At 42.2% G+C, this 21,411-nt stretch carries 22 protein-coding genes and 1 tRNA gene; 3 read left to right on the top strand and 20 right to left on the bottom strand.

The features are described 5' to 3' along the window. Positions 1–50: 50 nt before the first annotated feature. The 5 genes from gap to N9I19_RS04915 form a co-directional block, all read right to left on the bottom strand. Positions 51–1,058, bottom strand: a complete 1,008-nt coding sequence (gap, locus tag N9I19_RS04935; RefSeq protein ID WP_061465552.1) for a type I glyceraldehyde-3-phosphate dehydrogenase — start codon at positions 1,056–1,058, stop codon at positions 51–53. Between the two features lie 32 nt (positions 1,059–1,090). Continuing rightward, on the bottom strand, positions 1,091–2,125 hold the full coding sequence (locus tag N9I19_RS04930; protein WP_317777143.1) for a sugar-binding transcriptional regulator: 1,035 nt from the start codon (positions 2,123–2,125) through the stop codon (positions 1,091–1,093). 140 nt (positions 2,126–2,265) lie between these two features. Continuing rightward, positions 2,266–2,508, bottom strand: a complete 243-nt coding sequence (locus tag N9I19_RS04925; RefSeq protein ID WP_317777142.1) for a glutaredoxin family protein — start codon at positions 2,506–2,508, stop codon at positions 2,266–2,268. Positions 2,509–2,522: 14 nt separating this feature from the next. Next, the gene (gene rpoN, locus N9I19_RS04920) at positions 2,523–3,860 is read right to left on the bottom strand and encodes an RNA polymerase factor sigma-54 (RefSeq protein ID WP_317777141.1); all 1,338 of its coding nucleotides are present in this window, start codon (positions 3,858–3,860) and stop codon (positions 2,523–2,525) included. 330 nt (positions 3,861–4,190) lie between these two features. Then, positions 4,191–4,262: transfer RNA gene (locus N9I19_RS04915), tRNA-Arg, on the bottom strand. Positions 4,263–4,550: 288 nt separating this feature from the next. On the opposite strand from N9I19_RS04915, the gene clpP reads away from it, so the two are divergent. After that, positions 4,551–5,159, top strand: a complete 609-nt coding sequence (gene clpP / locus N9I19_RS04910; RefSeq protein WP_061465554.1) for an ATP-dependent Clp endopeptidase proteolytic subunit ClpP — start codon at positions 4,551–4,553, stop codon at positions 5,157–5,159. A 109-nt stretch (positions 5,160–5,268) separates the two neighbouring features. Here the strand turns inward: clpP and N9I19_RS04905 are convergent, their stop codons facing one another. The 15 genes from N9I19_RS04905 to N9I19_RS04835 form a co-directional block, all read right to left on the bottom strand. Beyond that, complete coding sequence (locus N9I19_RS04905; RefSeq protein ID WP_061465555.1) at positions 5,269–5,526, bottom strand: HPr family phosphocarrier protein; 258 nt, start codon at positions 5,524–5,526, stop codon at positions 5,269–5,271. Positions 5,527–5,546: 20 nt separating this feature from the next. Beyond that, positions 5,547–6,500 carry a DNA-binding protein WhiA gene (gene whiA, locus N9I19_RS04900; protein ID WP_061465556.1) on the bottom strand — a complete coding sequence of 318 codons (954 nt, stop codon included), beginning with the start codon at positions 6,498–6,500 and terminating at the stop codon, positions 5,547–5,549. 66 nt (positions 6,501–6,566) lie between these two features. After that, entirely contained in the window at positions 6,567–7,553 is a 987-nt protein-coding gene (locus tag N9I19_RS04895; RefSeq protein WP_061465557.1) for a gluconeogenesis factor YvcK family protein, read from the bottom strand. Further along, positions 7,543–8,442: an RNase adapter RapZ gene (gene rapZ, locus N9I19_RS04890; protein ID WP_061465558.1), complete on the bottom strand. Its 900-nt coding sequence runs from the start codon at positions 8,440–8,442 to the stop codon at positions 7,543–7,545. Before rapZ ends, N9I19_RS04895 begins: the two co-directional genes overlap by 11 nt. Before the next feature lie 43 nt (positions 8,443–8,485). Next, the gene (locus tag N9I19_RS04885; protein ID WP_061465559.1) at positions 8,486–8,944 is read right to left on the bottom strand and encodes an NUDIX hydrolase; all 459 of its coding nucleotides are present in this window, start codon (positions 8,942–8,944) and stop codon (positions 8,486–8,488) included. Positions 8,945–9,499: 555 nt separating this feature from the next. After that, positions 9,500–10,447: a thioredoxin-disulfide reductase gene (gene trxB / locus N9I19_RS04880; RefSeq protein ID WP_061465560.1), complete on the bottom strand. Its 948-nt coding sequence runs from the start codon at positions 10,445–10,447 to the stop codon at positions 9,500–9,502. Positions 10,448–10,549: 102 nt separating this feature from the next. Further along, positions 10,550–12,052: a tetratricopeptide repeat protein gene (locus N9I19_RS04875; protein WP_317777140.1), complete on the bottom strand. Its 1,503-nt coding sequence runs from the start codon at positions 12,050–12,052 to the stop codon at positions 10,550–10,552. Between the two features lie 525 nt (positions 12,053–12,577). After that, positions 12,578–13,234, bottom strand: coding sequence for a bifunctional phosphoribosyl-AMP cyclohydrolase/phosphoribosyl-ATP diphosphatase HisIE (gene hisIE / locus N9I19_RS04870; protein ID WP_317777139.1), 657 nt, complete (start codon positions 13,232–13,234; stop codon positions 12,578–12,580). Next, the gene (gene hisF, locus N9I19_RS04865; protein WP_061465563.1) at positions 13,231–13,989 is read right to left on the bottom strand and encodes an imidazole glycerol phosphate synthase subunit HisF; all 759 of its coding nucleotides are present in this window, start codon (positions 13,987–13,989) and stop codon (positions 13,231–13,233) included. Before hisF ends, hisIE begins: the two co-directional genes overlap by 4 nt. Next, positions 13,990–14,724 carry a 1-(5-phosphoribosyl)-5-[(5-phosphoribosylamino)methylideneamino]imidazole-4-carboxamide isomerase gene (gene hisA / locus N9I19_RS04860; protein WP_317777138.1) on the bottom strand — a complete coding sequence of 245 codons (735 nt, stop codon included), beginning with the start codon at positions 14,722–14,724 and terminating at the stop codon, positions 13,990–13,992. Beyond that, positions 14,721–15,353, bottom strand: coding sequence for an imidazole glycerol phosphate synthase subunit HisH (hisH, locus tag N9I19_RS04855; RefSeq protein WP_089361945.1), 633 nt, complete (start codon positions 15,351–15,353; stop codon positions 14,721–14,723). The genes hisA and hisH overlap by 4 nt, the downstream gene beginning before the upstream one ends. Then, entirely contained in the window at positions 15,354–15,941 is a 588-nt protein-coding gene (gene hisB, locus N9I19_RS04850) for an imidazoleglycerol-phosphate dehydratase HisB (protein WP_089361946.1), read from the bottom strand. Positions 15,942–16,044: 103 nt separating this feature from the next. Continuing rightward, complete coding sequence (hisD, locus tag N9I19_RS04845) at positions 16,045–17,325, bottom strand: histidinol dehydrogenase (protein ID WP_317777137.1); 1,281 nt, start codon at positions 17,323–17,325, stop codon at positions 16,045–16,047. Positions 17,326–17,338: 13 nt separating this feature from the next. Next, on the bottom strand, positions 17,339–17,968 hold the full coding sequence (hisG, locus tag N9I19_RS04840) for an ATP phosphoribosyltransferase (RefSeq protein ID WP_061466290.1): 630 nt from the start codon (positions 17,966–17,968) through the stop codon (positions 17,339–17,341). Further along, positions 17,958–19,145 (bottom strand): ATP phosphoribosyltransferase regulatory subunit, encoded by a 1,188-nt coding sequence (locus tag N9I19_RS04835; RefSeq protein ID WP_089361949.1) that lies wholly within the window; start codon positions 19,143–19,145, stop codon positions 17,958–17,960. Before N9I19_RS04835 ends, hisG begins: the two co-directional genes overlap by 11 nt. A 488-nt stretch (positions 19,146–19,633) precedes the next feature. On the opposite strand from N9I19_RS04835, the gene N9I19_RS04830 reads away from it, so the two are divergent. Together N9I19_RS04830 and N9I19_RS04825 are read left to right on the top strand one after the other, a co-directional pair. After that, the gene (locus tag N9I19_RS04830) at positions 19,634–20,704 is read left to right on the top strand and encodes a processed acidic surface protein (RefSeq protein ID WP_317777136.1); all 1,071 of its coding nucleotides are present in this window, start codon (positions 19,634–19,636) and stop codon (positions 20,702–20,704) included. Between the two features lies 1 nt (position 20,705). Next, positions 20,706–21,365 carry a class D sortase gene (locus N9I19_RS04825; protein ID WP_176431804.1) on the top strand — a complete coding sequence of 220 codons (660 nt, stop codon included), beginning with the start codon at positions 20,706–20,708 and terminating at the stop codon, positions 21,363–21,365. The last annotated feature ends 46 nt before the right edge of the window (positions 21,366–21,411 follow it).

Raw genomic sequence — 21,411 nt, 5'->3', positions numbered from 1 at the left:
GGTGTGATAAAAAAAACCTCACTTTGGTGAGGTTTTTTTTATTATTCTAATTACAATCCTTTTTTAGCCAAATAGTTGATTAAATCAACAACACGACTAGAATATCCTGTTTCATTATCATACCAAGATAATACTTTAACCATGTTTCCTTCCATTACCATTGTGGAAAGGGCATCAATTGTAGATGATGCTGGGTTACCGTTATAGTCACCTGATACTAGCGGAAGTTCGCTGTACTCAAGAATTCCTTTTAGTTCGCCTTCTGAAGCCTTTTTAAATGCTGCATTCACTTCTTCAGCCGTTACGTCTTTTTCAAGCTCTGCAACAAGGTCGACAACAGATACGTTTGGAGTAGGTACACGCATTGCCATACCATTCAATTTCCCTTTAAGTTCAGGAAGGACAAGTGCAACAGCTTTTGCTGCCCCAGTAGTTGTAGGAATGATATTCTCAGCCGCTGCCCGAGCACGGCGATAATCTTTATGAGGCAAATCAAGGATTTGCTGATCATTTGTATATGAGTGAACAGTCGTCATCATACCGCGTTTAATTCCGAATTGTTCTTGAAGCACTTTAGCAAATGGTGCTAAGCAGTTCGTTGTACAAGAAGCATTAGAGATTACATGGTGGTTTGCTGCATCATATTTTTCTTCGTTTACACCCATGACGATTGTGATGTCTTCATCTGATGCAGGAGCCGAAATGATTACTTTTTTCGCGCCAGCTTCTAAATGTTTAGCAGCATCCGCACGTTTTGTGAAACGTCCTGTAGATTCAACTACTACTTCTACTCCCAGTTCACCCCATGCTAATTGTGCAGGATCACGTTCAGCCAATACTTTGACTTTATGACCATCAACAACAAGGTAATCCCCATCAACCGTTACTTTTTCATTAAGAGATCCATGAATTGAATCATATTGAAGAAGGTGCGCTAACATATTAGCATCCGTTAAGTCGTTAATAGCCACTATCTCTACCTCAGGATTACTCAATGCTGCACGAAATACATTACGTCCAATACGTCCAAAACCATTAATTCCAACTTTTACTGCCATGAAAAATTCCTCCTTTTAAGTTCGCAAATATATTAAGGGGTGTAATTCCCCTGAATTAACTCTTGGGCTGCCGCTTCATCCGTTATCAAAACGGTCGATGAAGGCGCGCCTTTCATGTAAGAACGGATAGCCTTAGCTTTAGTTTTTCCACCTGCCACAGTTATCACTCGCTTTTCAGGGCTAAGATCATCTAACTGGATTCCGACTGTCAAAACCTTGTGAACAACTTTTCCGTTTTCATCGTAGTAATAACCGAATGCTTCTCCTACAGCATTTCCATCTAACAGCTTCTTTAACATTTCTGGCGAAGAATTTCTTCTCTCTGCCATCGCCATGGCATCACCAATTCCATGAATGATCATATCGGCAGATTTGATTTGGGAAATCACTTCTTTAATTGCAGGTTCCTTCATGAAGGAAGCATAAACCTCACCGCTTAATTGATCGGGTACATATAACACTCTGTAAGAGGCATGCGCCTTCTGTGCCATTCTTTCGACAATCGTATTAGCCTGGTTCTGCACTGCTTCACCAATTCCCCCGCGGGCTGGGACAAATGTCAATTTCTTTGAAGCCTCATCAGGTGACAACGAATTAGCCACTTCGGCCATTGTCGATCCACCAGTAACCGCAATGATATTTTTTGAGTTCCATTCTCGTTTCATACGGTTTGCACAAGCTTTACCCAATTCTTTTTTCACCCATGGGGTTTCGTCACAATTTCCTGAGACAATAATGACCTCATCCACTTGTAACAAATCCTGCAATTGCCGCTCCATTATGTCTATACCCATTACTTCACGCATTATTCCTTCTAACTTATCCAGGATTTCAATCCCTTCATCAGTCAGCGTCATACCAGAACTGAATATGTTAACCAGGTTCTGACTTTTCAGAAAATCAACCTCGCCTCTAAGCGTCCGCTCAGTCAAATTAAGGCTCACGGCCAGACTTCGCCTTCCAACTGGCTGCATCATTTTGATATAACGCAGGATATCATATCTTTTTTGCATAGCCATAAGGAAATCAGGTAATAATTTTCTTTGTACCTCGAGTAATGTACGCATATTTAAAACTCCTAAATAGTTAAGTTGGACACATAATGTCCCACGTAGTCGTTTTTTGTCCCACTTACACCAAAAAAAATATTCCTGCTACATATTTTATTCTAGCAGGAACGGAATGTTTCTTCAAATGATTTGAAAAATTATTTTTCGAAAAGCCTATTTAGAGCTAATTTATCAACATTTCCAAATTGAACGATATCATCTTTCCATTCTACAACAGGGATCATCAATCCGAATTTCTCAACCAAATCATCATCGGTATGGATATCGATTTCCTTATACCCTATGCCTGACTCGAATTTCACTTCTTCAAGTATCTGCTTGGCTTTATCACATAATGGACATTTTTCCCTACTATATAAAACAAATGCATTTGATTTCAAATCACTCATCCTTTTCAATCATATCTTTTTCGTTTAGAAGAAGAAGGAATCCCTAATTGTTCCCGGTATTTGGCGACCGTTCGGCGCGCCAGTATAATTCCATGCTCCACTTTCAATCGTTCTGCCAAATCTTGATCCGAAAGCGGCTTTTGTTTATTTTCACCATTGATGGCTGCCTGCAGGCCCTTTTTTGCTTGCATGCCCGACATATCCTCATCAAGGCCGACTGACTGTAAAGAAGTAGTGAAAAATATCCGCATCTCAATTGTGCCAAATGGTGTCTGCACGTATTTTCCTTTAACGGCCCGGCTAACTGTAGATTCATGAATACCAATCTCGTCGGCGACTTCTTTCATCGTCATCGGCTTCAAATGGTTAAGGCCATGACGAAAGCACGCCGGCTGTTTTTCGACGATGCACTGAATAACCTTCAATATCGTTTCTTTTCTCTGTTGTATCCCTCTAGAGATCCATTGATATTCCTGCCACTTATCCTGGATGAACTTTTGCACTCCCTGGTCCTTATGGCTCTTCATTCGGTTCAAATACCCTTTATCCACATTAAGATTTGGTGAGTTGCCATCATAATTCCCCACAAGCAGTACCCCATCACGAACTTCCACGACCACATCCGGCACTATATAAGAAGGTTTTTCCTGAAAAAAGAGTGAAGCTGGACGCGGGTTCAACGTCTGGACATAATCAAAGACTTCTTGAATCTCCTTCATTGTAACACCGATTTTCTTACTTAAGTCCTTCCAACGCTTTTCAGCAAAATCGAGGAAATGATTTTCTATGATCGATTCTGCCAGCAAATTCATCCCTTCTGCTTTTACCTGAAGTAAAAGGCACTCTTGAAGATTCCTAGCTGCAATTCCATGCGGCTCTAGCTGCTGTAAAATCGAAAGGCTCTCTTCCAAAACGACTGAAGATATGCCTGGAACACATATATCCTCCAGCTGAGTCCTTAAGTAACCGTTTTCATCAAGATTATGAATTAATAGTAGCATCGCCTTCTGCTGCTCACCGGAAAGTTGCTGGTGATTCACCTGGGACATGACATGCTGTTCAAGCGATAGTGTATCTTCACTGATCTGTTCAATCCAATAGTTGGCATCATACGTATTTTTAAGAGTCCGTTTTCCCTTTTTTCGGTCAAAGGTTGGCTGAAATAAAGAAGATGTTGGCTGATCTAGGGACAGTAATGGATTTTCCACCATTTTATCTTCTAAGAATGCCGATAGCTCCTGTGAGGAGTATTGCAGCAATGTAATTGCTTGCATAAGCTCCTGGGTCATTGCCATCTTTAATGTTTGCTGTTGAAAAAGTCCTGCTTTCATATTCATACTCATCGATTCATCCCTCCCCCACTCCATTTTACATTATCAGGAGAAAATTCTACACAAAAACCCATGAAAACGCTTACGTTTTTTTCTGAATAGTGTATTTATTTTAAATACTATATGTTAGAAATGCGATTTTCACAACTACTTTTACTGAAAAATCACCATTTTTCAATGGTAGGGGCGAATATTTTGAGGCAAGGGAGTGAAATACCATGATTCGATGGAATTTTACGGAAATCGAGTAAATCCATCAAAAATCGCAAGGAACCATTTGATGCCTTCTAATTGAATTGACCAATAAAAAATCCCCCACTTTATTAAGCAGGAGATTGGTAATGCCCTCGGCAGGAATCGAACCTGCATTTCAAGCTTCGGAGGCTTGCGTTCTATCCGTTGCACTACGAGGGCGAAATAGAAAATCTTTTTTCGACAGACTTCATTATATGATAGAATCCCATCCTTTGCAAGGGTTATCAGGTTTAAAACTTCACCTTTTGGGTATTATGGGTAATGTGGAAATTCATCCCTGTGCGGCATAATTATAAATAAATCTATTCGGGAAGGGGACTTGCCAGAAAATTGTCGAACAAATTATCCATTATAGGGTTTGTTTTGTTTGACCTAAATTGACCAAAAAGTGTATCATACATACATAAAGAATTTAAATGATTCTCTTAATCGAAGGAGGAAATGAACATGAATTTAATTCCTACAGTTATCGAACAAACAAGTCGTGGGGAGCGTGCCTACGATATTTACTCCCGTTTATTAAAAGACCGGATCATTATGCTAGGAAGTGGAATTGACGATAATGTTTCCAACTCAATTGTTGCTCAATTACTATTTTTAGAAGCGGAAAATCCTGAAAAAGATATCACTTTATACATCAACAGCCCAGGTGGAAGCATCACTTCCGGTATGGCCATTTACGATACTATGCAGTATATCAAACCTGATGTATCCACTGTATGCATCGGTATGGCCGCTTCCATGGGTGCATTCCTATTGGCCGCTGGTGAAAAGGGCAAACGTTATGCGTTGCCAAACAGTGAAGTCATGATTCACCAACCACTTGGAGGAGCCCAAGGTCAAGCAACGGAAATTGAAATTGCTGCCCGCCGTATCCTTCACTTGAAAGATAAGCTGAACCAAATCTTGGCAGAACGTACTGGTCAACCTATTGAAGTCCTTCAAAGAGATACGGAACGTGATAACTTCATGACTTCCGAAAGAGCTCTTGAATATGGCTTGATTGACAAAGTCATCACGCGCAGCATTCTTGATGACAAAAAAGACTCTAAATAAAAAATGATACAAAAGGCTCCGAAAGTCGTCTTAAGCGACTTTCGGAGCCTTTTTTCACATAATGTGAAAAATCATAAAAAAAAGGATGCACTTTTGGCATCCTCTTATTTTACCCCTCTTGCTGAATGAACTCTTCCAATGCCTCTATTGCTTCCTTTTCATCGCGTCCTTCGACGATTAACTTAACGGACACGCCAGAACTGATGGCAAGGCTCATTAATCCCATGATACTTTTCGCATTCACTTTTTTTCCTTCTTTTTCTAGAAAAACATCCGAATGAAAGCGGTTAGCTTCTTGTACAAAAAGAGCGGCCGGCCGGGCTTGCAAACCTGTTTTCAGTTTTACTTCAACTTGTTTTTCCACCATCTTGATCTCCCCTGTTAGCTTTATTTTTTCGCAGCAATAGCCTCTCCCCCACGGAGCCTGTCAGCTATTTCATCAATCTTGCGTAATCGGTGATTAATCCCTGACTTACTGATGTTTCCTCCTGATACCATTTCTCCAAGTTCCTTTAAGGTTATATCCTGAAATGCTATCCTAAGCTCCGCAATTTCCCGAAGCTTATCCGGTAAAATGCTTAGTCCTACCGTATCCTCAATGTAATGGATATTTTCAACCTGGCGCAATGAGGCACCAATCGTTTTGTTCAAATTGGCTGTTTCACAATTCACAAGTCGATTTACTGAATTACGCATATCACGGACAATCCGTACATCCTCGAATCTTAATAAGGCTGAATGGGCACCGACTATGCTTAAAAACTCAGCGATCTTTTCGGCTTCTTTCAAATAAATGATGTACCCTTTTTTGCGTTCAAGCGTCTTGGCCTTCAAGCCAAACTTATTCATTAGCTCACAAAGGGCATCATTGTGCTCTTTATAAAGTGAGAAAATCTCAAGGTGATAGGAAGACGTTTCCGGATTATTCACCGATCCCCCCGCAAGGAATGCACCTCTTAGGTATGAACGCTTACAGCATTTCTTCCCAACAATAGTGTCGGATATAGCATGGAGAATTTCAAAGCCGTCGCCTAAAATTTCCAAATCGGTTAAAACCCGCTGCCCTCCAGATGACATCCTGACAATATAAACATTATTTTTTTTAAGCTTCATCTTTTTACGGACCAAAAGCTCGACCTGGACCTCATAACTTTTTTTCAGCAGCGTATAAATCCTTCTGGCAATCGCAGCATTCTCAGTTTGAATATCCACGACAAGCTTCCGATTAGAAAATGAAAGGGATCCGTTCATCCGGATAAGCGCACACAATTCCGCTTTTCCGCAGCAATCCTTTCCCTCTAATGTAGTAAGTTCTTTTTTCGTTTCTGAAGCAAAAGACATCCATTTCACCCCCAATCGAACGCAGGTAATCTATTTTATCAATCAAAAAACCGTCCCCGCTTATATCTACGGAACAATGTGGCTTTTTGTTTCATTTACAAGCATATTATAAAGCAAATCCGCCACTTTTTTCGTGTCATGGCGTATTACATTCCCTTCATAGCTGAAAATGCGTTCTTGTATGATTTCAAGACCCATCCGTTTTAAACTTTCCACATCATACATGACCGGTTTGGCATATTCAGCTTGATAACGTTGCTGAATCTCAGTCGGTATTTCCTCATTATTAACCAGTATCCTGTCAATATATGCATTTCCCATATGGTCATATATAGCTTTTATATGATCGCTTGCGCTATAATCCAACGTCTCGCCGGCTTGTGTCATTAAATTGCAAATGTACACCTTCTTAGCCTTGGAGCGGCCAACCTCTTCCCCTAGGCCCGGGACAAGTAAGTTAGGCAGAATGCTAGTATATAAGCTTCCTGGACCAATGACAATAAGATCTGCATGCTTAATTTCCTGAAGAGTTTCACTGAGCGGCCTTATATGCTGAGGAGACAGGAATACTTTTTTTATTTTCTTTCCTGAAAAGGGGATCTTGGATTCTCCTGTAACAATCGTTCCGTCATCCATCTCCGCATGGAGAACCACACTTTGGTTGGCAGCCGGAAGCACTTTACCACGGACATTAAGGAATTTACTCATTTCCTGGATAGCATGGACAAAATCTCCGGTCAACGAGGTCATTGCCGCCAGGATCAAATTCCCCAGCGAATGCCCGGATAGCTCATTTTTACTCTGAAAGCGATGTTGAAACATTTGTTCAACAAGAGGCTCTACATCCGATAACGCTGCTAGAACGTTACGAATATCACCTGGCGCGGGGATATCCATGTCCTCGCGAAGGCGACCCGAACTTCCGCCATCATCTGCTACAGTGACGATCGCCGTTATATCCACTGGATGCTTCTTTAAACCCCTTAACAAAACGGGAAGGCCGGTTCCCCCTCCAATGATCACAACCTTAGGTTGTTTCTTATTATCTAACATCTGCTTTCCCCTTACTTTTTTCGATATCGCGATGAGATATTTGAACGCTGTAATCCTTTTTGAAGTGGTTTGAAATATACTCCGTCAATGCTACAGAACGATGCTGACCGCCTGTACACCCAATCGCAACTACAAGCTGTGCTTTCCCTTCACGTTTATAATGTGGAAGCATGAAGGCAAGCAGATCGGTCACCTTTTCCAAGAACTTTTGAGTCTCACTCCATTTTAAAACGTAACTCGACACTTCCTGTTCCAAACCAGTCTTTGGCCTCATATGGTCAATATAATATGGATTTGGCAGGAAACGTACATCAAACACAAGGTCGGCATCTATTGGCAGACCATGCTTGAACCCGAAGGACATGACATTGACTGTGAAACCTACACATTTATCTGCAGAGAATTCCGAAGCGATTTTCTCCCTCAATTCGCGCGGTTTCAGTTGTGAAGTATTAAAGATCAGCTGAGCTCTTCCCTTTAGTTCGTCCAATAGTTCCCGTTCCATTTTAATGCCTTCCAATGGCCTGCCTAATGGAGCAAGGGGATGGGTCCTTCTCGTTTCCTTATACCTGCGTACCAAGGAATCATCATCAGCTTCAAGAAAAAGGATTCTTGGTGATACTGCCGCTGATTCCGTTAATTTATCCAGTGCAAGAAATAAGGAATCAAAAAACTCCCTCCCCCTCAAGTCCATGACAAGAGCCACTTTATTCATCTTATTCCCGGAGTCCTTCATTAACTCCAAAAACTTTGGCAATAGCGTGGGCGGCAAATTATCGACGCAAAAAAAGCCGAGGTCTTCAAAACTTTGAACCGCCACTGTCTTACCTGCTCCTGACATTCCGGTTATGATGACCAATTGCGTTTCATTAATCTCCCCTGTACTCATAGTTCTCCGCCCCCATATATAACAATCTTTTTTATATTGAATATTAACCTGGATCCAATCGATAAGAGAGTAACTTAAACTCAGGCGTATAGGTAAACGTTCCATAAATGATTCCACTTCCATGGACCATATAGTCCAGAATATGAAAATCACCCTCAGCCATTTTCAGCTTTTTAACATCATCAACCGGATGCCAGCTAAGTTCCCCTTCTTCACAAACATCCACATTGACACCATCTGAATCCGTCGCAAAGAAAGTGAACATCATCCACTCTGACAAAACTTTATCTCCGTCCTTCATAATGAAGGTGAAAATACCTTTTATGGAAGGGTTTTTCAAATAAACTCCTGTTTCTTCGCGATATTCTCTAATACAAGCATCACGTACAGATTCCCCAGGCTCCATCTTGCCGCCTGGAGCTACCCACCATCCGCGTCTAGGTTTTTTCAATAAGAGGATTTGATCATCCTTAATCAATACACAGTTTGTGACACGTTGCACGTTCTTCACCTCAATTGGCCTCTGCTCGACTATAGAAACCTTCCCCCTTCTGCTTGAAGAGATTCAGTTTATATCATTAAACCGCCGTTAGATATCCATTTGGCGATTCTCAAATGCTAATAGTTCAAACAAGTTGTATTTTACATCTTATTACCTTTTGACAGATATGTTTAGTATATCTTATCATTATACTATTTTTGAAATGAGCTAACAATAAAGGAAACTTCCTGCATTGGGGGAATATTCATTCGCAAGGAATCACTGAGTAAGTCTTTATCTCCTGCTTAACTCCTATTCTTCTCCACTTTCCCTGCCTAAATTCAAAGAGATGCCTAACTTCACATTCCAAGCAATTAAAATTTACCTAAAAATCGGCACTAAAGATATAGTCTTAAAGCAGGACACACAAAAAAAGGACACAGATACTTAATCTGTGTCCTCAAACGTTTATAATTAAAGGGGGTCAACTTTCTACCCATACTATACACAATCATTATTTCACACGTGTTACAACATCGTTAAAACCGAATTACGAAGTGTGAAACTTTTGTGCAATCAAGCCTTTGGTTGCAATTTTTCTTGAAGTTCCTCAACATAATGCTGAGCGGATTGAGCAGCAATGCTTCCATCACCTGTAGCTGTAACGATTTGGCGCAATGTTTTTTCACGAACGTCACCAGCTGCAAAAATACCCGGGACGTGTGTCTCCATCCGATCATTCGTTTCAACATAGCCTGCAGCATTCAAGATGCCCAAGTTCTCAAATGGTTTAGTTAGAGGAAGCATTCCGATATAAATGAATACACCGTCTGCATCCATCACTGTCTCTTCTCCGTTTACAGTGGAAACTAGAGTGACACCGCCGACTTTACCGCCTTTTTCATTGATTTCCTTCAAAGTATGATTCCAGATGAAGTTAATTTTCTCATTGGCAAATGCACGATCTTGAAGAATCTTTTGAGCACGAAGTTCTTCACGTCTGTGGACGATCGTCACTTTTGAAGCAAAACGGGTCAAGTACACTCCCTCTTCAACAGCAGAGTCTCCGCCGCCGATAACGAACAGTTCCTTTTGCTTGAAAAATGCACCATCACAAACAGCACAATACGATACACCGCGGCCGCCCAATTCCTTTTCGCCAGGAACGCCGATTTTCTTGTATTCGGCACCCGATGAAATAATGATTGAACGTGCTTTAAATTCCTTGGAACCGGCTTTGATCGTTTTATACTCTTCACCGTCAATGATTTCCTTAACGTCCCCATAAGCATATTCCGCACCGAATTTCTTTGCATGGTCAAACATTTTCGTTGAAAGTTCAGGTCCGAGAATCGTGTCAAAACCAGGATAATTTTCAACTTCCTCTGTATTGGCCATTTGCCCGCCAGGTACTCCGCGTTCTAACATCAATGTTGAAAGGTTCGCACGTGATGTATAGACAGCCGCCGTCATCCCTGCAGGACCAGCACCAATAATAACAACGTCATAAATTTTTTCAGACATGTTCTCACTCCTCCATATTCCATTACAATGGAACCTTCACTACGGTTAGTGTTCCCTACCCATTATCCTATATAACAAATAATTTTTCGTCCAAATATATGCTCACCCCAGAAGGGTTTGAACCAATTTTACGTACTTCGATAAGGTGGACACAGATATGAAATGTTTGTCCGCGATTGCCTGTTTGCTTGCCTTCTCATTTTTAAGCTGATTCCACACGTACTCCACCGCAGATGCCCAGCCTGCTGGATTGTTTAGCTTCTGCTCGGATTTCACCGCCTCGATAAAGACGGAAAACCACATTAAATAGAGTCCGGCTTCATCTAATTGTATCGGTTGGAAATGCTGATATAATAACTCAGCTGTGCGATCGGCAAAATCAATCGGTGTTAATTGGCGATCTTTAGCAGGAGCTTGCACAAGATCTGCATAATCACGTTCCAAATCAGTGAAATTCTGATTTAGGTTTAGGACCTGGTTTTTCAGTAGCTTCTGTTTATGGACGGAATGCTTCAGAAGGAAAATGGCAAACAGCCTTTCCTCAATGAATTCGCTTTCCAGCCTTTTTATAATAGAAGGAAAATGATGTTCAAAACCATCTGAAGTCGCATTCATATCTCCCCATGGCTCCATGCCTTCCTTTTCAGGGTTCATTTCCACGACCTTTTTCCATGCCTTTCTGGCAGCCTGTTCATGACCCAAGTGGAAAGCGGAAATAGTAAGCCAATAATAGAAGGTCCCATCTCCCTCGAATCCCTGCTTTTGCAATACTTTCAGCCATTTATATGCAGATGCATAATTTCCGATCAATGCGAAGGTCGCTCCAAGCTTGAAACGATGTTCGGATAGCATCGGCCGAATTTTCTCCAGCATCTGTATGAGCTCTTCAACCTTCTCTTCATCCTGTTGATAATGATGAAAAACAACAAGGTTACAAAGCGCATGCAGGTTTCCCGGACTTTTTTCCAGTACCCCATCCAGTGTTTCAAAGGCTTCATTTACTTGGCCGAGATAGAAATAGGCAAGTGCCAGGTTATTATAAGCGGACCAGTAATCCTCGTATTCGGCAATCGTTTCTTTCAGTACTTCGATAGCCTTCGGGAAATTCCCTGACTCCAGATACTCGCGGGCTTTTTCCTGTTTGGTAATGAGCCCATCATGCTTAAAGGGATTTTCTTCTGACTCATCCGACTCAAAAGTTATCAGTTCAAGCAGATCTTCTGCGTCATCACTGAACTCCCCGTCTTCTTCTTTATCAAGATAAGCACTGGCGTGACGGTATGCCTCCTTGAACATGCCTAAGTGGGCATAATTATTTGCCAGGAAGTAATGACATTCCGACATATAGGGATCCATCACATCCAAGATGTTTTCCAAGAGGTTGTTTGAATAATTATATTCACCGATTTCCGAGCATGTAATTGCCAATTGACAGGCTATCATCGGTTCTGCAGGTTCGAGTTCCAGCGCACGTTCCAGGTATTTTTTTGATTTAGGTAGTTCACGTCTATGATAAGCTTTTAAACCCTTGGTGAAATAATACTCACCTGTTGGGTGAAAAGTTAGAATTTTTGCCTGTTGTCCAAATTTAGAGTCTTTACTCATGTAATCCTCCATCTACAAGTTGATTAACCATAGTATTATAACATATTGGACTAAATTTGCCGAACAATTCAAGAAAATGGAAAATAGAAATTCCCATGCTTTCTTTAAGAAAAAATTTAAGTATCTTCCTAGTCAAATGGGGAGTCAAGATTAGTCGTTAATACAAATAAAGCCCTCCTATTGACGGAGGGCACAGTTAGTAGACAAAAGGGGTTGGAAAATATCTCTTTCATCAATTATGTTCCCTAACAAAGCAACACCTTCAAATCTCCAGATATGGTTCCTACCAAAGTTATGTAGAAAAAGTTAATTGGAGAGGAAGGTGCGAGACTCCTGCGGGAAAAGCACCGTCTAGGGGAGACCCTGCAGGCGCATTGGCGCCGAGGGCGGACCACCCGCGGAAAGCGAGTTTCTTGAGCGGAAATCAACGTCCAAATAACAAGCCAAAAAAACTGAAGACAAAGTTGATTTTCATCGAGTTTGTCTTCAGTCTGAGCCCTCCTAATGACAGAGGGCCATCACCATTCATTCGGTTTCTTTTGGTTCGTCCTTATCGGAATGTCTAGCCTTCAATACATCAAGCACCGCTTGGAAAGGCAATTCTTGTTCCTGAAGAAGAACGAATAAGTGATAAAGGAGATCGGCACTTTCCATGGAAAGTTCCTCTGCATCGCGGTTTTTGGCAGCAATGATGACTTCCGCGGCTTCTTCACCGACTTTTTTCAGGATTTTATCAACGCCTTTTTCGAATAAGTAAGTAGTATATGAACCTTCAGGCATTTCCGATTTTCTTTTTTTAATCAATGTTTCCAATTCCGCCAAGAAAGTCACATTCGCCTGCATGGCTTGTCCAGCTTCATTGTTTTGGTAAATCGTTTCGCTAAAACAGCTTGTTGCCCCTGTATGGCACGCTGGACCCGCAGGAACGACTCGAACCACCAATGCATCTTGATCGCAATCATACTTCATTTCGATGATTTTCTGTATATTACCGCTGGTTGCTCCTTTATGCCACAATTCATTGCGCGAACGGCTGAAGAAAATCGTTTCGCCTTTTTCGATGGACAATTTTAGAGATTCTTCATTCATGTAAGCAAGTGTCAGCACTTCACCGGTTCCGGCATCTTGAATGATTGCCGGTATTAGACCTTTATCGTCGTATTTAATAGTTTCAAGATTCATCGTACAACCACTCCTTGTTGTTTGAGAAACGCTTTGACTTCTTTGACGGATGTTTCTTTATAATGAAAAATCGATGCGGCTAATGCTGCATCCGCTTTACCTTCTTCAAAAGCTTCCTGGAAATGCCCCGCGTTACCTGCCCCACCCGAGGCGATGACCGGCACCGAAACAGCTTCAGATACCGCTTTTGTTAAAGCGATATTAAACCCTTGTTTCTCCCCATCACAATCCATGCTAGTCAATAAAATTTCACCTGCACCGCGGCTGACGGCTTCCTTCGCCCACGCGATCACTTCCCATTCAGTCGGTTTTCGACCGCCGTGGGTGTATACGCGCCATGATCCAAGCTCTTCGTCATATCTGGCGTCTATAGCGACAACGATACATTGTGCCCCAAAATAATCAGAACCCTCATTAATTAAATCAGGCCGCAGAATGGCTGCTGTATTTAAGGATACCTTATCTGCGCCAGCGCGTAAGATTTTCTTCATATCCGCTAGCGAATTAATACCGCCTCCCACTGTAAACGGAATTGCCAAGCTGCCAGCTACCGCTTGAACGACGTCGACAATCGTTTCCCTGCCTTCATGTGAAGCGGAAATATCAAGGAAGACAAGCTCATCGGCACCTTCCTGGTCATAAAAGGCTGCAAGCTCGACCGGATCTCCAGCATCCCTAAGGGATACAAATTGTATGCCTTTAACTACGCGCCCATCTTTTACATCGAGACAAGGAATTATTCGTTTTGTGAGCATTTAACCACGCACCTTTTCTAGTGCTTCTTCCACAGTAAAGCGATTCGTATAAAGCGCCTTGCCAATGATTGCCCCTGCAATTCCTTGAGCTTCATATTCTTTGAGGGTGATAAGGTCTTCCAGGGAACTAATGCCCCCCGAAGCAATCACCTTTTTCCCAGTTTCCTTCGCCATCGCCAATATACCTTTCACATTCGGACCTGAAAGCATGCCATCTGTCGCGATATCAGTGACGATAAAGATCTCTGCACCAGCATCGGCCAGTAATTTGCCAAGATCTATTGCAAGGGTTCCAGACGTTTGAAGCCAACCATGAGTGGCAACCCTGCCATCCTTCGCATCGATCCCGATTGCGATATGGCTTCCATATTTCCTAATCATATCTTTAGTGAAATCAGGGTCTGAAACGGCCGTGCTGCCTAGAATGACACGTTCCACTCCATTATCCAGGTAATGGGCTATATCCCGTTCAGTACGGATGCCGCCGCCGATTTGAATGCGGGCCCCTAACTCACTTGCAGCTTTAATTACGTACGAATCATTGATGCGCACTCCCTCTTTAGCTCCGTCAAGGTCGACCATATGTATCCAATCGGCTCCTTGGTCCGCAAAGCTTTTAGCCATATCGAAGGGGGAATCGCCATAAACGGTTTCCTGATTGTAATCTCCCTGGATTAAGCGGACGCATTTGCCTCCGCGCATATCAATCGCCGGGTAAATAGTAAAGTTGCTCATGCTTCTTCCTTCCCTTCTACTAATGACAGATAATTTCTCAAGAGTGACATGCCCATCTTCCCGCTTTTTTCCGGATGAAACTGCATTCCGAATACATTCCCTTTACCGACGATCGCCGGCACTTCCACATCATACGTCGCCGAAGCGGTAACGAATGATTCATCCGTATCGGCGTAATAAGAATGGACGAAATAAACATGTTCCTCTTCCAGCCCCTCATTCACTGGTGATGCGTGTTTAAATTCAAGACGATTCCAGCCCATGTGCGGCACTTTATAAACCTGGTCATTCGCATCCACTCCCTTAAAACGAACCACTTTACCCGGGATGAGCGATAATCCTTTTGCCGGTCCATTTTCCTCACTTTCATCAAAGAGAAGCTGCATACCAAGGCAGATGCCTAATAGGTAACCTCCACCTGCTACATATTCCTTCAGGAATTCATCTAGCTTTTGTTTTTCCAAAAGACCCATGGCATCCCTGAAAGAGCCAACGCCGGGGAGAATGATCCCTTTCGACTTTGAAAGTTCTTCAGGGTCATCGGAAATGAATGAATCGGCACCAAGACGCTCCAGCCCTTTACTTACAGAAAATAAATTCCCCATGCCGTAATCGACGATCCCGATCATTTACAACATTCCTTTCGTTGAAGGGATGCCTTTGACCCGTGGATCGATGGTAGTAGCTTCATCCAATGCCCGTCCTAGCGCTTTGAATATTGCTTCGATCATATGATGTGTGTTGTGACCGTAATGAACGATTACATGCAGGTTCATCCTGGCTTCAAGAGCGAGTTTCCAAAGAAACTCGTGCACCAGTTCAGTATCGAAAGTACCAACCTTTTGTGAAGGAAACTCAGCCCGGAACTCTAGATGCGGACGATTACTTAAATCGATGACAACCTGGGCGAGTGCTTCATCCATAGGTACGAAAGCATTTCCGTAACGTTTTATCCCGCGCTTGTCTCCAAGGGCCTCCACTAACGTTTGACCCAAGCAAATGCCAATATCTTCAGTTGTATGGTGATCATCCACGTCTGTATCTCCGTTTGCATCTACAGTCAAATCAAACTTCCCATGTTTCGTGAACAAATCCAGCATATGCGTCATAAACGGAACGCCCGTCTTAATGGAGGAATTACCTTCACCATCCACACCAAACTTCAAACTGATTTCCGTTTCATTCGTCTTTCGCTCCACACTAGCAAAACGTTCCATTACAAGTCCTCCTATCGGGGTAAGACCCCTTTTCCCAAGATGTCAAAAGCATATCAAAAGTCTTTATTTCAGTTTTTTTATTTATTTCGTAAGGATTCAGGCACTATTTCCCGGATTTTTTCACACCCCGTGATTCGATGGCACGGGCGTGGGCCTCAAGTCCTTCCATGCGGGCAAATGCAGCAATTTTTTCTGCATTTTTGCGGAAGGCCGTTTCACTATACATGATGATGCTCGATTTCTTTTGGAAATCATCCACATTCAGCGGGCTGGAAAAACGGGCGGTTCCATTAGTAGGCAACACATGATTGGGACCTGCAAAGTAATCCCCTACAGGCTCCGAACTAAAGCGGCCAATGAAGATTGCCCCGGCATGCCGGATTTTAGCCATAACTTCAAGTGCATCATCGGTCACAATTTCCAAATGTTCAGGTGCAAGTTCATTTATGGCATCAATAGCTTCTGCCATATTCCCGCATACAACAATTCTTCCATAGTCCCTTATGGCTGCTGCAGCAATATCATGGCGCGGTAGTAACGCTACCTGCTTGGTCACTTCTGCGGCCACTTCTTCTGCAAGAGACGTGGACGTCGTCACCAAAACACTGCAAGCACGGGGATCGTGCTCTGCCTGTGATAGCAAGTCAGCCGCAACTTCTGCGGCGATGGCGGATTCGTCCGCCAATACCGCTATTTCACTTGGTCCTGCAATCATATCAATGGCGACATCTCCGAATACTTCCCGCTTCGCTAGCGCCACATAAATATTTCCCGGACCCACTATTTTATCCACTTTTTTTATTGTTTCCGTCCCATAAGCGAGAGCCGCTATTGCCTGAGCCCCGCCAACTTTATAGATTTCCGTAACTCCGGCAATTTTGGCAGCTGCCAACACCGCCGGCGATAATTTTCCATCTTTCCCTGGAGGAGATACCATAACGATCCGTTCCACCCCCGCTGCTTTAGCTGGCATCGTATTCATCAGTACAGACGAAGGATACGCCGCTGTGCCTCCAGGTACATAAACACCCACAGCATCAAGAGGTGTTAATTTTTGTCCTAGCATCGTTCCCGTATCATCAGTCATAAACCATGAATTTCGAATTTGTTTCTCGTGAAACAATTGAATATTATTTGCCGCTTCTTGAATAATATCAAGCTGCTCCGGAGTCATGGCCGCTGCCGCTTCTTCCATTTCCTGTTCCGATACAAGTAATTCCCCTAGACTGACACCATCGAAACGTTCGGTATAGCTATTTAAAGCGGCGTTTCCGCTTCTCCTGACTTCATAAATAATATCCTGAACCGCTTTTCTTTGATCGGCAGTACCTGCATCAACTGAACGTTTCAGTGAAATCCCTTCCGCAAACCGTTCTATTTTCATACGTTCACCTCATTTACTCAATAATTCCTGCTAGTCGATCGACAATTTCAGTAATCCTTGCTTCTTTAATTCGATAGCTGACAGGGTTTGCCACCAGCCTAGAAGTCACATCGGCAATTTTTGCATATTCTACGAGACCGTTTTCCTTCAATGTCCGTCCCGTTGAAACGATATCCACGATTCGTTCAGCTAAACCAATTAACGGTGCTAACTCAATAGACCCATTCAACTTAATGATCTCAACTTGCTCTCCCTGCTCGCGAAAGTAGCTGGAGGCAACATTCGGATATTTACTGGCTATTTTGGGGGCGATGTCACTTATTTTCGTACCAGGCAGACCAGCCACGGCTAAGTAGCAGGCACTGATTTTCAAATCAAGTAACTCATATACATCACGTTCTTCCTCCAACATGACATCCTTCCCTGCAATTCCAATGTCAGCAACGCCGTGTTCCACATAGGTTACGACATCCATCGGTTTAGCTAAAATGAAACGCAGATTCTCCTCTTCCACTTCAAGGATCAATTTCCGGGAATCATCAAACTCAGGAGGGAGACGAAAACCGGCCCTTCTTAATAGCTCTGCCGCTTCTTCAAATATTCTCCCTTTTGGCATCGCAATCGTTAAAAAGCTACTTTTCATCTTTTCCATTCCCTCCATTCCCTACAAATAAATGCACTTCAGAAAATGTTCTTGTAAAAGCATCGACATTTTGAACCACTGTAATATCTTGAATCGTTACCAATTTTCCTTCGGATCGTTTTGTTCTTGCAAATTCAATTGCTTCCAATCTCCGTTCGGGACTGAATAAAATACATTCCGGTGCGACAGGCTGCATCGGCTCCCCAAGAGCTTCGGCAAGGCGATCCACCCGGATTGCAAAACCTGTGGCAGGAGCATTCCAGCCGAACTTTCCAAGCAGATTATCATACCGGCCGCCATTGCCGATTGGCGAACCCACATGTCCCGCATACACTTCAAATAAAGTTCCCGTGTAATAACTCATATGACTGACCAATGTTAAGTCGAAGCTAACATATTGATCGACGCCAAATTCTTTCAACTGCTCAGACAATTCCTTCAGTTCAGCCAAAGAATCTTGCCCTTTATTATTTTCAACCAACCCTTGCGCCATTTTAAGGGTGCCTTCACTGCCTCTTAAGGAGGTAAATTCGATAAGCCGCTGTTTATCAATGGATGAAAGCGGCAGCGATTTTACATGCTCCCGAAAACCAACATAATTCTTTTCATATAAAAACTTCCTTAATATAGAGGCTCTTTCCTCCGTACCTAGAATGCTTAAGAAAAATTCTTGTAAAAATCCGATATGTCCAATGGAAATCTTAAATTCCTGAAGACCGGCAGCCTTTAGAACATCCGCAAGCAGGGCAATCATTTCAGCATCTGCACTAATGGACTTATTTCCGATACACTCAATACCAATCTGTTCGAATTCTGCCGGCCGGCCTCCTTCACGCTGCTGTGCCCGATATACATTCGCAGAATAGGCCAGGCGAAGCGGAATTTGCTGTTTTAATAATTTGGATGCTGCGACGCGTGCAATGGGGGCTGTCATCTCGGGACGAAGTACGAGCGTATGTCCCTGGGAATCAAGAAGTTTAAACAATTGTTGATCTAAAATTGCCGAAGCCTCACCAATTGTTTCATAATATTCCAAAGCAGGCGTTTCAATAAATTGATAACCCCACTTCTTGATTTCATCACTCATTTTATTTCTGGCCGATACTTTCGTTTCATACAGCACCGGCAATGTATCTCTCATGCCTAATGGTTTTTCAAACATAAATGGCTTCGTCACGACTGCACTTCCTTATGAAATATTGATTGCTATATATATCCAATCAGTCCGCCTAAAGGCAAAAACCAATGTCATTGCCATAATTCCTTTTTATTTATCTTTCCAAAATTGCAGGCTTAAATCCAAATTTCAGATAACATATAAAAATATTATCAAATAAAATGACATAATCATATAAATACTCAAAATAATCTATTAAATCACTTTAGTTCGCTAATATGGTAGCAAGGTGAAGCTACTAATAGTTTACCCCTGCCCCAACCTAACGTCAAGAAAAAGGTGAGTAATCCCATTACTCCAATCCCATGACGGTCTTTGATATTTCTTCATGACCGTTTTTAAGGTCAATTGGAAGGATCCATACCCTTTTCCCCGGATAAATATTCCTATCTTTAGCCATTCATTGTTATAAATGTATACCTTTTGGTTTAGCTGTTTTATAATATTAGGAGTTTGGTATTATTATAAATTTTTAGGGGGAAATGGAATTGAAGAAATATTTTTCTTTTTTTGTGGCGCTTATCGTACTTTTTTCGCTCGGTTTTAGCGGAACAAAGAGTTTCGCCGCCACTAAGATCGACCAGGATGAGCTTAATGCATACCTTTCTGAAGTCAGAATGACTCAAGAAGAATTGGAAGAGTATTTAGGCTTTTACGACTTAACATTGAATGAATTGGAATCTGTAGAAGAGTTGCGTGATACATTAGGACCGGCCGTCACTCCTAAGACTTTACAGGATCTACTGAAAGAATATGAAATGACTGAAGCTGAACTTACGGAATTATTAATAGATTACGGTGAATTGGAAGAAGGAGATTCCATCATCGATACCTTCCACTTCATTTACGACATAGAAGATATCATCGATTTGGAAATGGGTTATGATGATGAAGAGACGGAATATGATGATGAAGAGATCCTCGATTTAATGGATGGGCTCTTTTCTGAGATCGATCTTACAGACGAAGAGCTGGATAGATTCATGAACCACCTTTTACCTATCGTCGAGGATCCTTCTTTTGAAGATCGTTTAATGGCAATTTCCGATAGGATGAACCAACTCGATTATTTTGAAACAATTGATGAATTGTCTGCAGAGCAAGTGGCGGAATTGCTTTCTATATATAATGATCTGCAAAACTTGCTGCAAATTCAATTCAAATTCGCCTTAATTCAGGATGGCGTCACCACAAACCTATCCCTTGAGGCTTTATTCCAGCTTAAGGAATTGACGAATGCTAGTTTACTAGTTTCCATTTATGATTTAAACGGCAATCTATTGCTCGATTTTAAATTGACAGGTGAAATGATTGGTTCCGATTTAGTGAAAGAAACCGGTAATGACATCAAACAGTCCACTGAGGTCATTTCGAAAGTGGTTGAAGTAAAAAAAGAAAAGAAGAAGAAACCCGAGAAACACGCAAAACCCGTACATAAAACGGAAAAAGGCGGAGTGCTTCCTAAAACGGCTGGTAATTACCTATTCGGTGCTTTAATCGGTTTAGTGATGATGGGCATTGCTTTCGGATTAATTAGAAAAGCGAGACTTGCAAATTAAGATGAGCAAAAATAGGCAATCCAGGCATAAGAGAAAATGGTTACTCATCACGGCTGTTTGCTTTTTAAGCCTTGGTTTTTATTTTACAACGACAAACGCCTATACACTATTAAAAGGCTATGCCATATATAAATGGAATAAATCTGAAACACCCGAGACGACGGAGCTGGTCGAGGCGACGGCTAAGCTCCCAGGACCGAAGACGAAAGCAGATATTCCCGATGGGCCTGAACTATATGATGAACGGCCAAAGACAGGTGATTTGATGGGTGAGCTTTATATTCCAAAAATCGAGGCAACACTCCCAATTTACCATGGAACGGATGAAGATGAACTCGAAAAGGGTGTCGGCCATTATGCAGGGTCTGTCCTCCCCGGTGAAAAGGATAATTCCGTTTTATCCGGGCATCGAGATACCATTTTTAGAGATCTGGGTGAAGTCGGTAAAGGTGACTTGCTGATAGCCAAGACAAAAGCTGGTACGTTTACATATAAAGTGAGGAAGGTTCGTATCGTCGATGCAGATGACCGTACCGTGATCGTTCCCAAGCCTAAAGCAACACTTACAGTAACAACCTGCTATCCTTTTTCATATATTGGTAGTGCACCGGAACGATACGTATTGGTTGCCGATTTATTGAAAACGGAAATAGATAAATGAGATATGGGGGCTGAAGTTGTTCAGCCCTCTCTTCATAAATCTTAAA

Source organism: Peribacillus sp. CSMR9 (assembly GCF_033141925.1).
Taxonomy (GTDB): domain Bacteria; phylum Bacillota; class Bacilli; order Bacillales; family DSM-1321; genus Peribacillus; species Peribacillus simplex_A.
This window is presented reverse-complemented; position numbering and strand designations above follow the sequence as displayed.

Bases quoted from the DNA above. Each gene is read 5' to 3' on its own strand.
- gap (WP_061465552.1), bottom strand. From the start codon at position 1,058: ATGGCAGTAAAAGTTGGAATTAATGGTTTTGGACGTATTGGACGTAAT.
- hisH (WP_089361945.1), bottom strand. From the start codon at position 15,353: ATGATCGGGATCGTCGATTACGGCATGGGGAATTTATTTTCTGTAAGT.
- hisA (WP_317777138.1), bottom strand. From the start codon at position 14,724: ATGAGCAACTTTACTATTTACCCGGCGATTGATATGCGCGGAGGCAAA.
- hisD (WP_317777137.1), bottom strand. From the start codon at position 17,325: ATGAAAATAGAACGGTTTGCGGAAGGGATTTCACTGAAACGTTCAGTT.
- N9I19_RS04905 (WP_061465555.1), bottom strand. From the start codon at position 5,526: ATGGTGGAAAAACAAGTTGAAGTAAAACTGAAAACAGGTTTGCAAGCC.
- rpoN (WP_317777141.1), bottom strand. From the start codon at position 3,860: ATGAGTATGAATATGAAAGCAGGACTTTTTCAACAGCAAACATTAAAG.
- trxB (WP_061465560.1), bottom strand. From the start codon at position 10,447: ATGTCTGAAAAAATTTATGACGTTGTTATTATTGGTGCTGGTCCTGCA.
- hisG (WP_061466290.1), bottom strand. From the start codon at position 17,968: ATGAAAAGTAGCTTTTTAACGATTGCGATGCCAAAAGGGAGAATATTT.
- hisF (WP_061465563.1), bottom strand. From the start codon at position 13,989: ATGCTCACAAAACGAATAATTCCTTGTCTCGATGTAAAAGATGGGCGC.
- hisB (WP_089361946.1), bottom strand. From the start codon at position 15,941: ATGGAACGTTTTGCTAGTGTGGAGCGAAAGACGAATGAAACGGAAATC.
- N9I19_RS04895 (WP_061465557.1), bottom strand. From the start codon at position 7,553: ATGTTAGATAATAAGAAACAACCTAAGGTTGTGATCATTGGAGGGGGA.
- whiA (WP_061465556.1), bottom strand. From the start codon at position 6,500: ATGTCTTTTGCTTCAGAAACGAAAAAAGAACTTACTACATTAGAGGGA.
- N9I19_RS04875 (WP_317777140.1), bottom strand. From the start codon at position 12,052: ATGAGTAAAGACTCTAAATTTGGACAACAGGCAAAAATTCTAACTTTT.
- rapZ (WP_061465558.1), bottom strand. From the start codon at position 8,442: ATGAGTACAGGGGAGATTAATGAAACGCAATTGGTCATCATAACCGGA.
- hisIE (WP_317777139.1), bottom strand. From the start codon at position 13,234: ATGAATCTTGAAACTATTAAATACGACGATAAAGGTCTAATACCGGCA.
- N9I19_RS04825 (WP_176431804.1), top strand. From the start codon at position 20,706: ATGAGCAAAAATAGGCAATCCAGGCATAAGAGAAAATGGTTACTCATC.
- N9I19_RS04930 (WP_317777143.1), bottom strand. From the start codon at position 2,125: ATGCGTACATTACTCGAGGTACAAAGAAAATTATTACCTGATTTCCTT.
- clpP (WP_061465554.1), top strand. From the start codon at position 4,551: ATGAATTTAATTCCTACAGTTATCGAACAAACAAGTCGTGGGGAGCGT.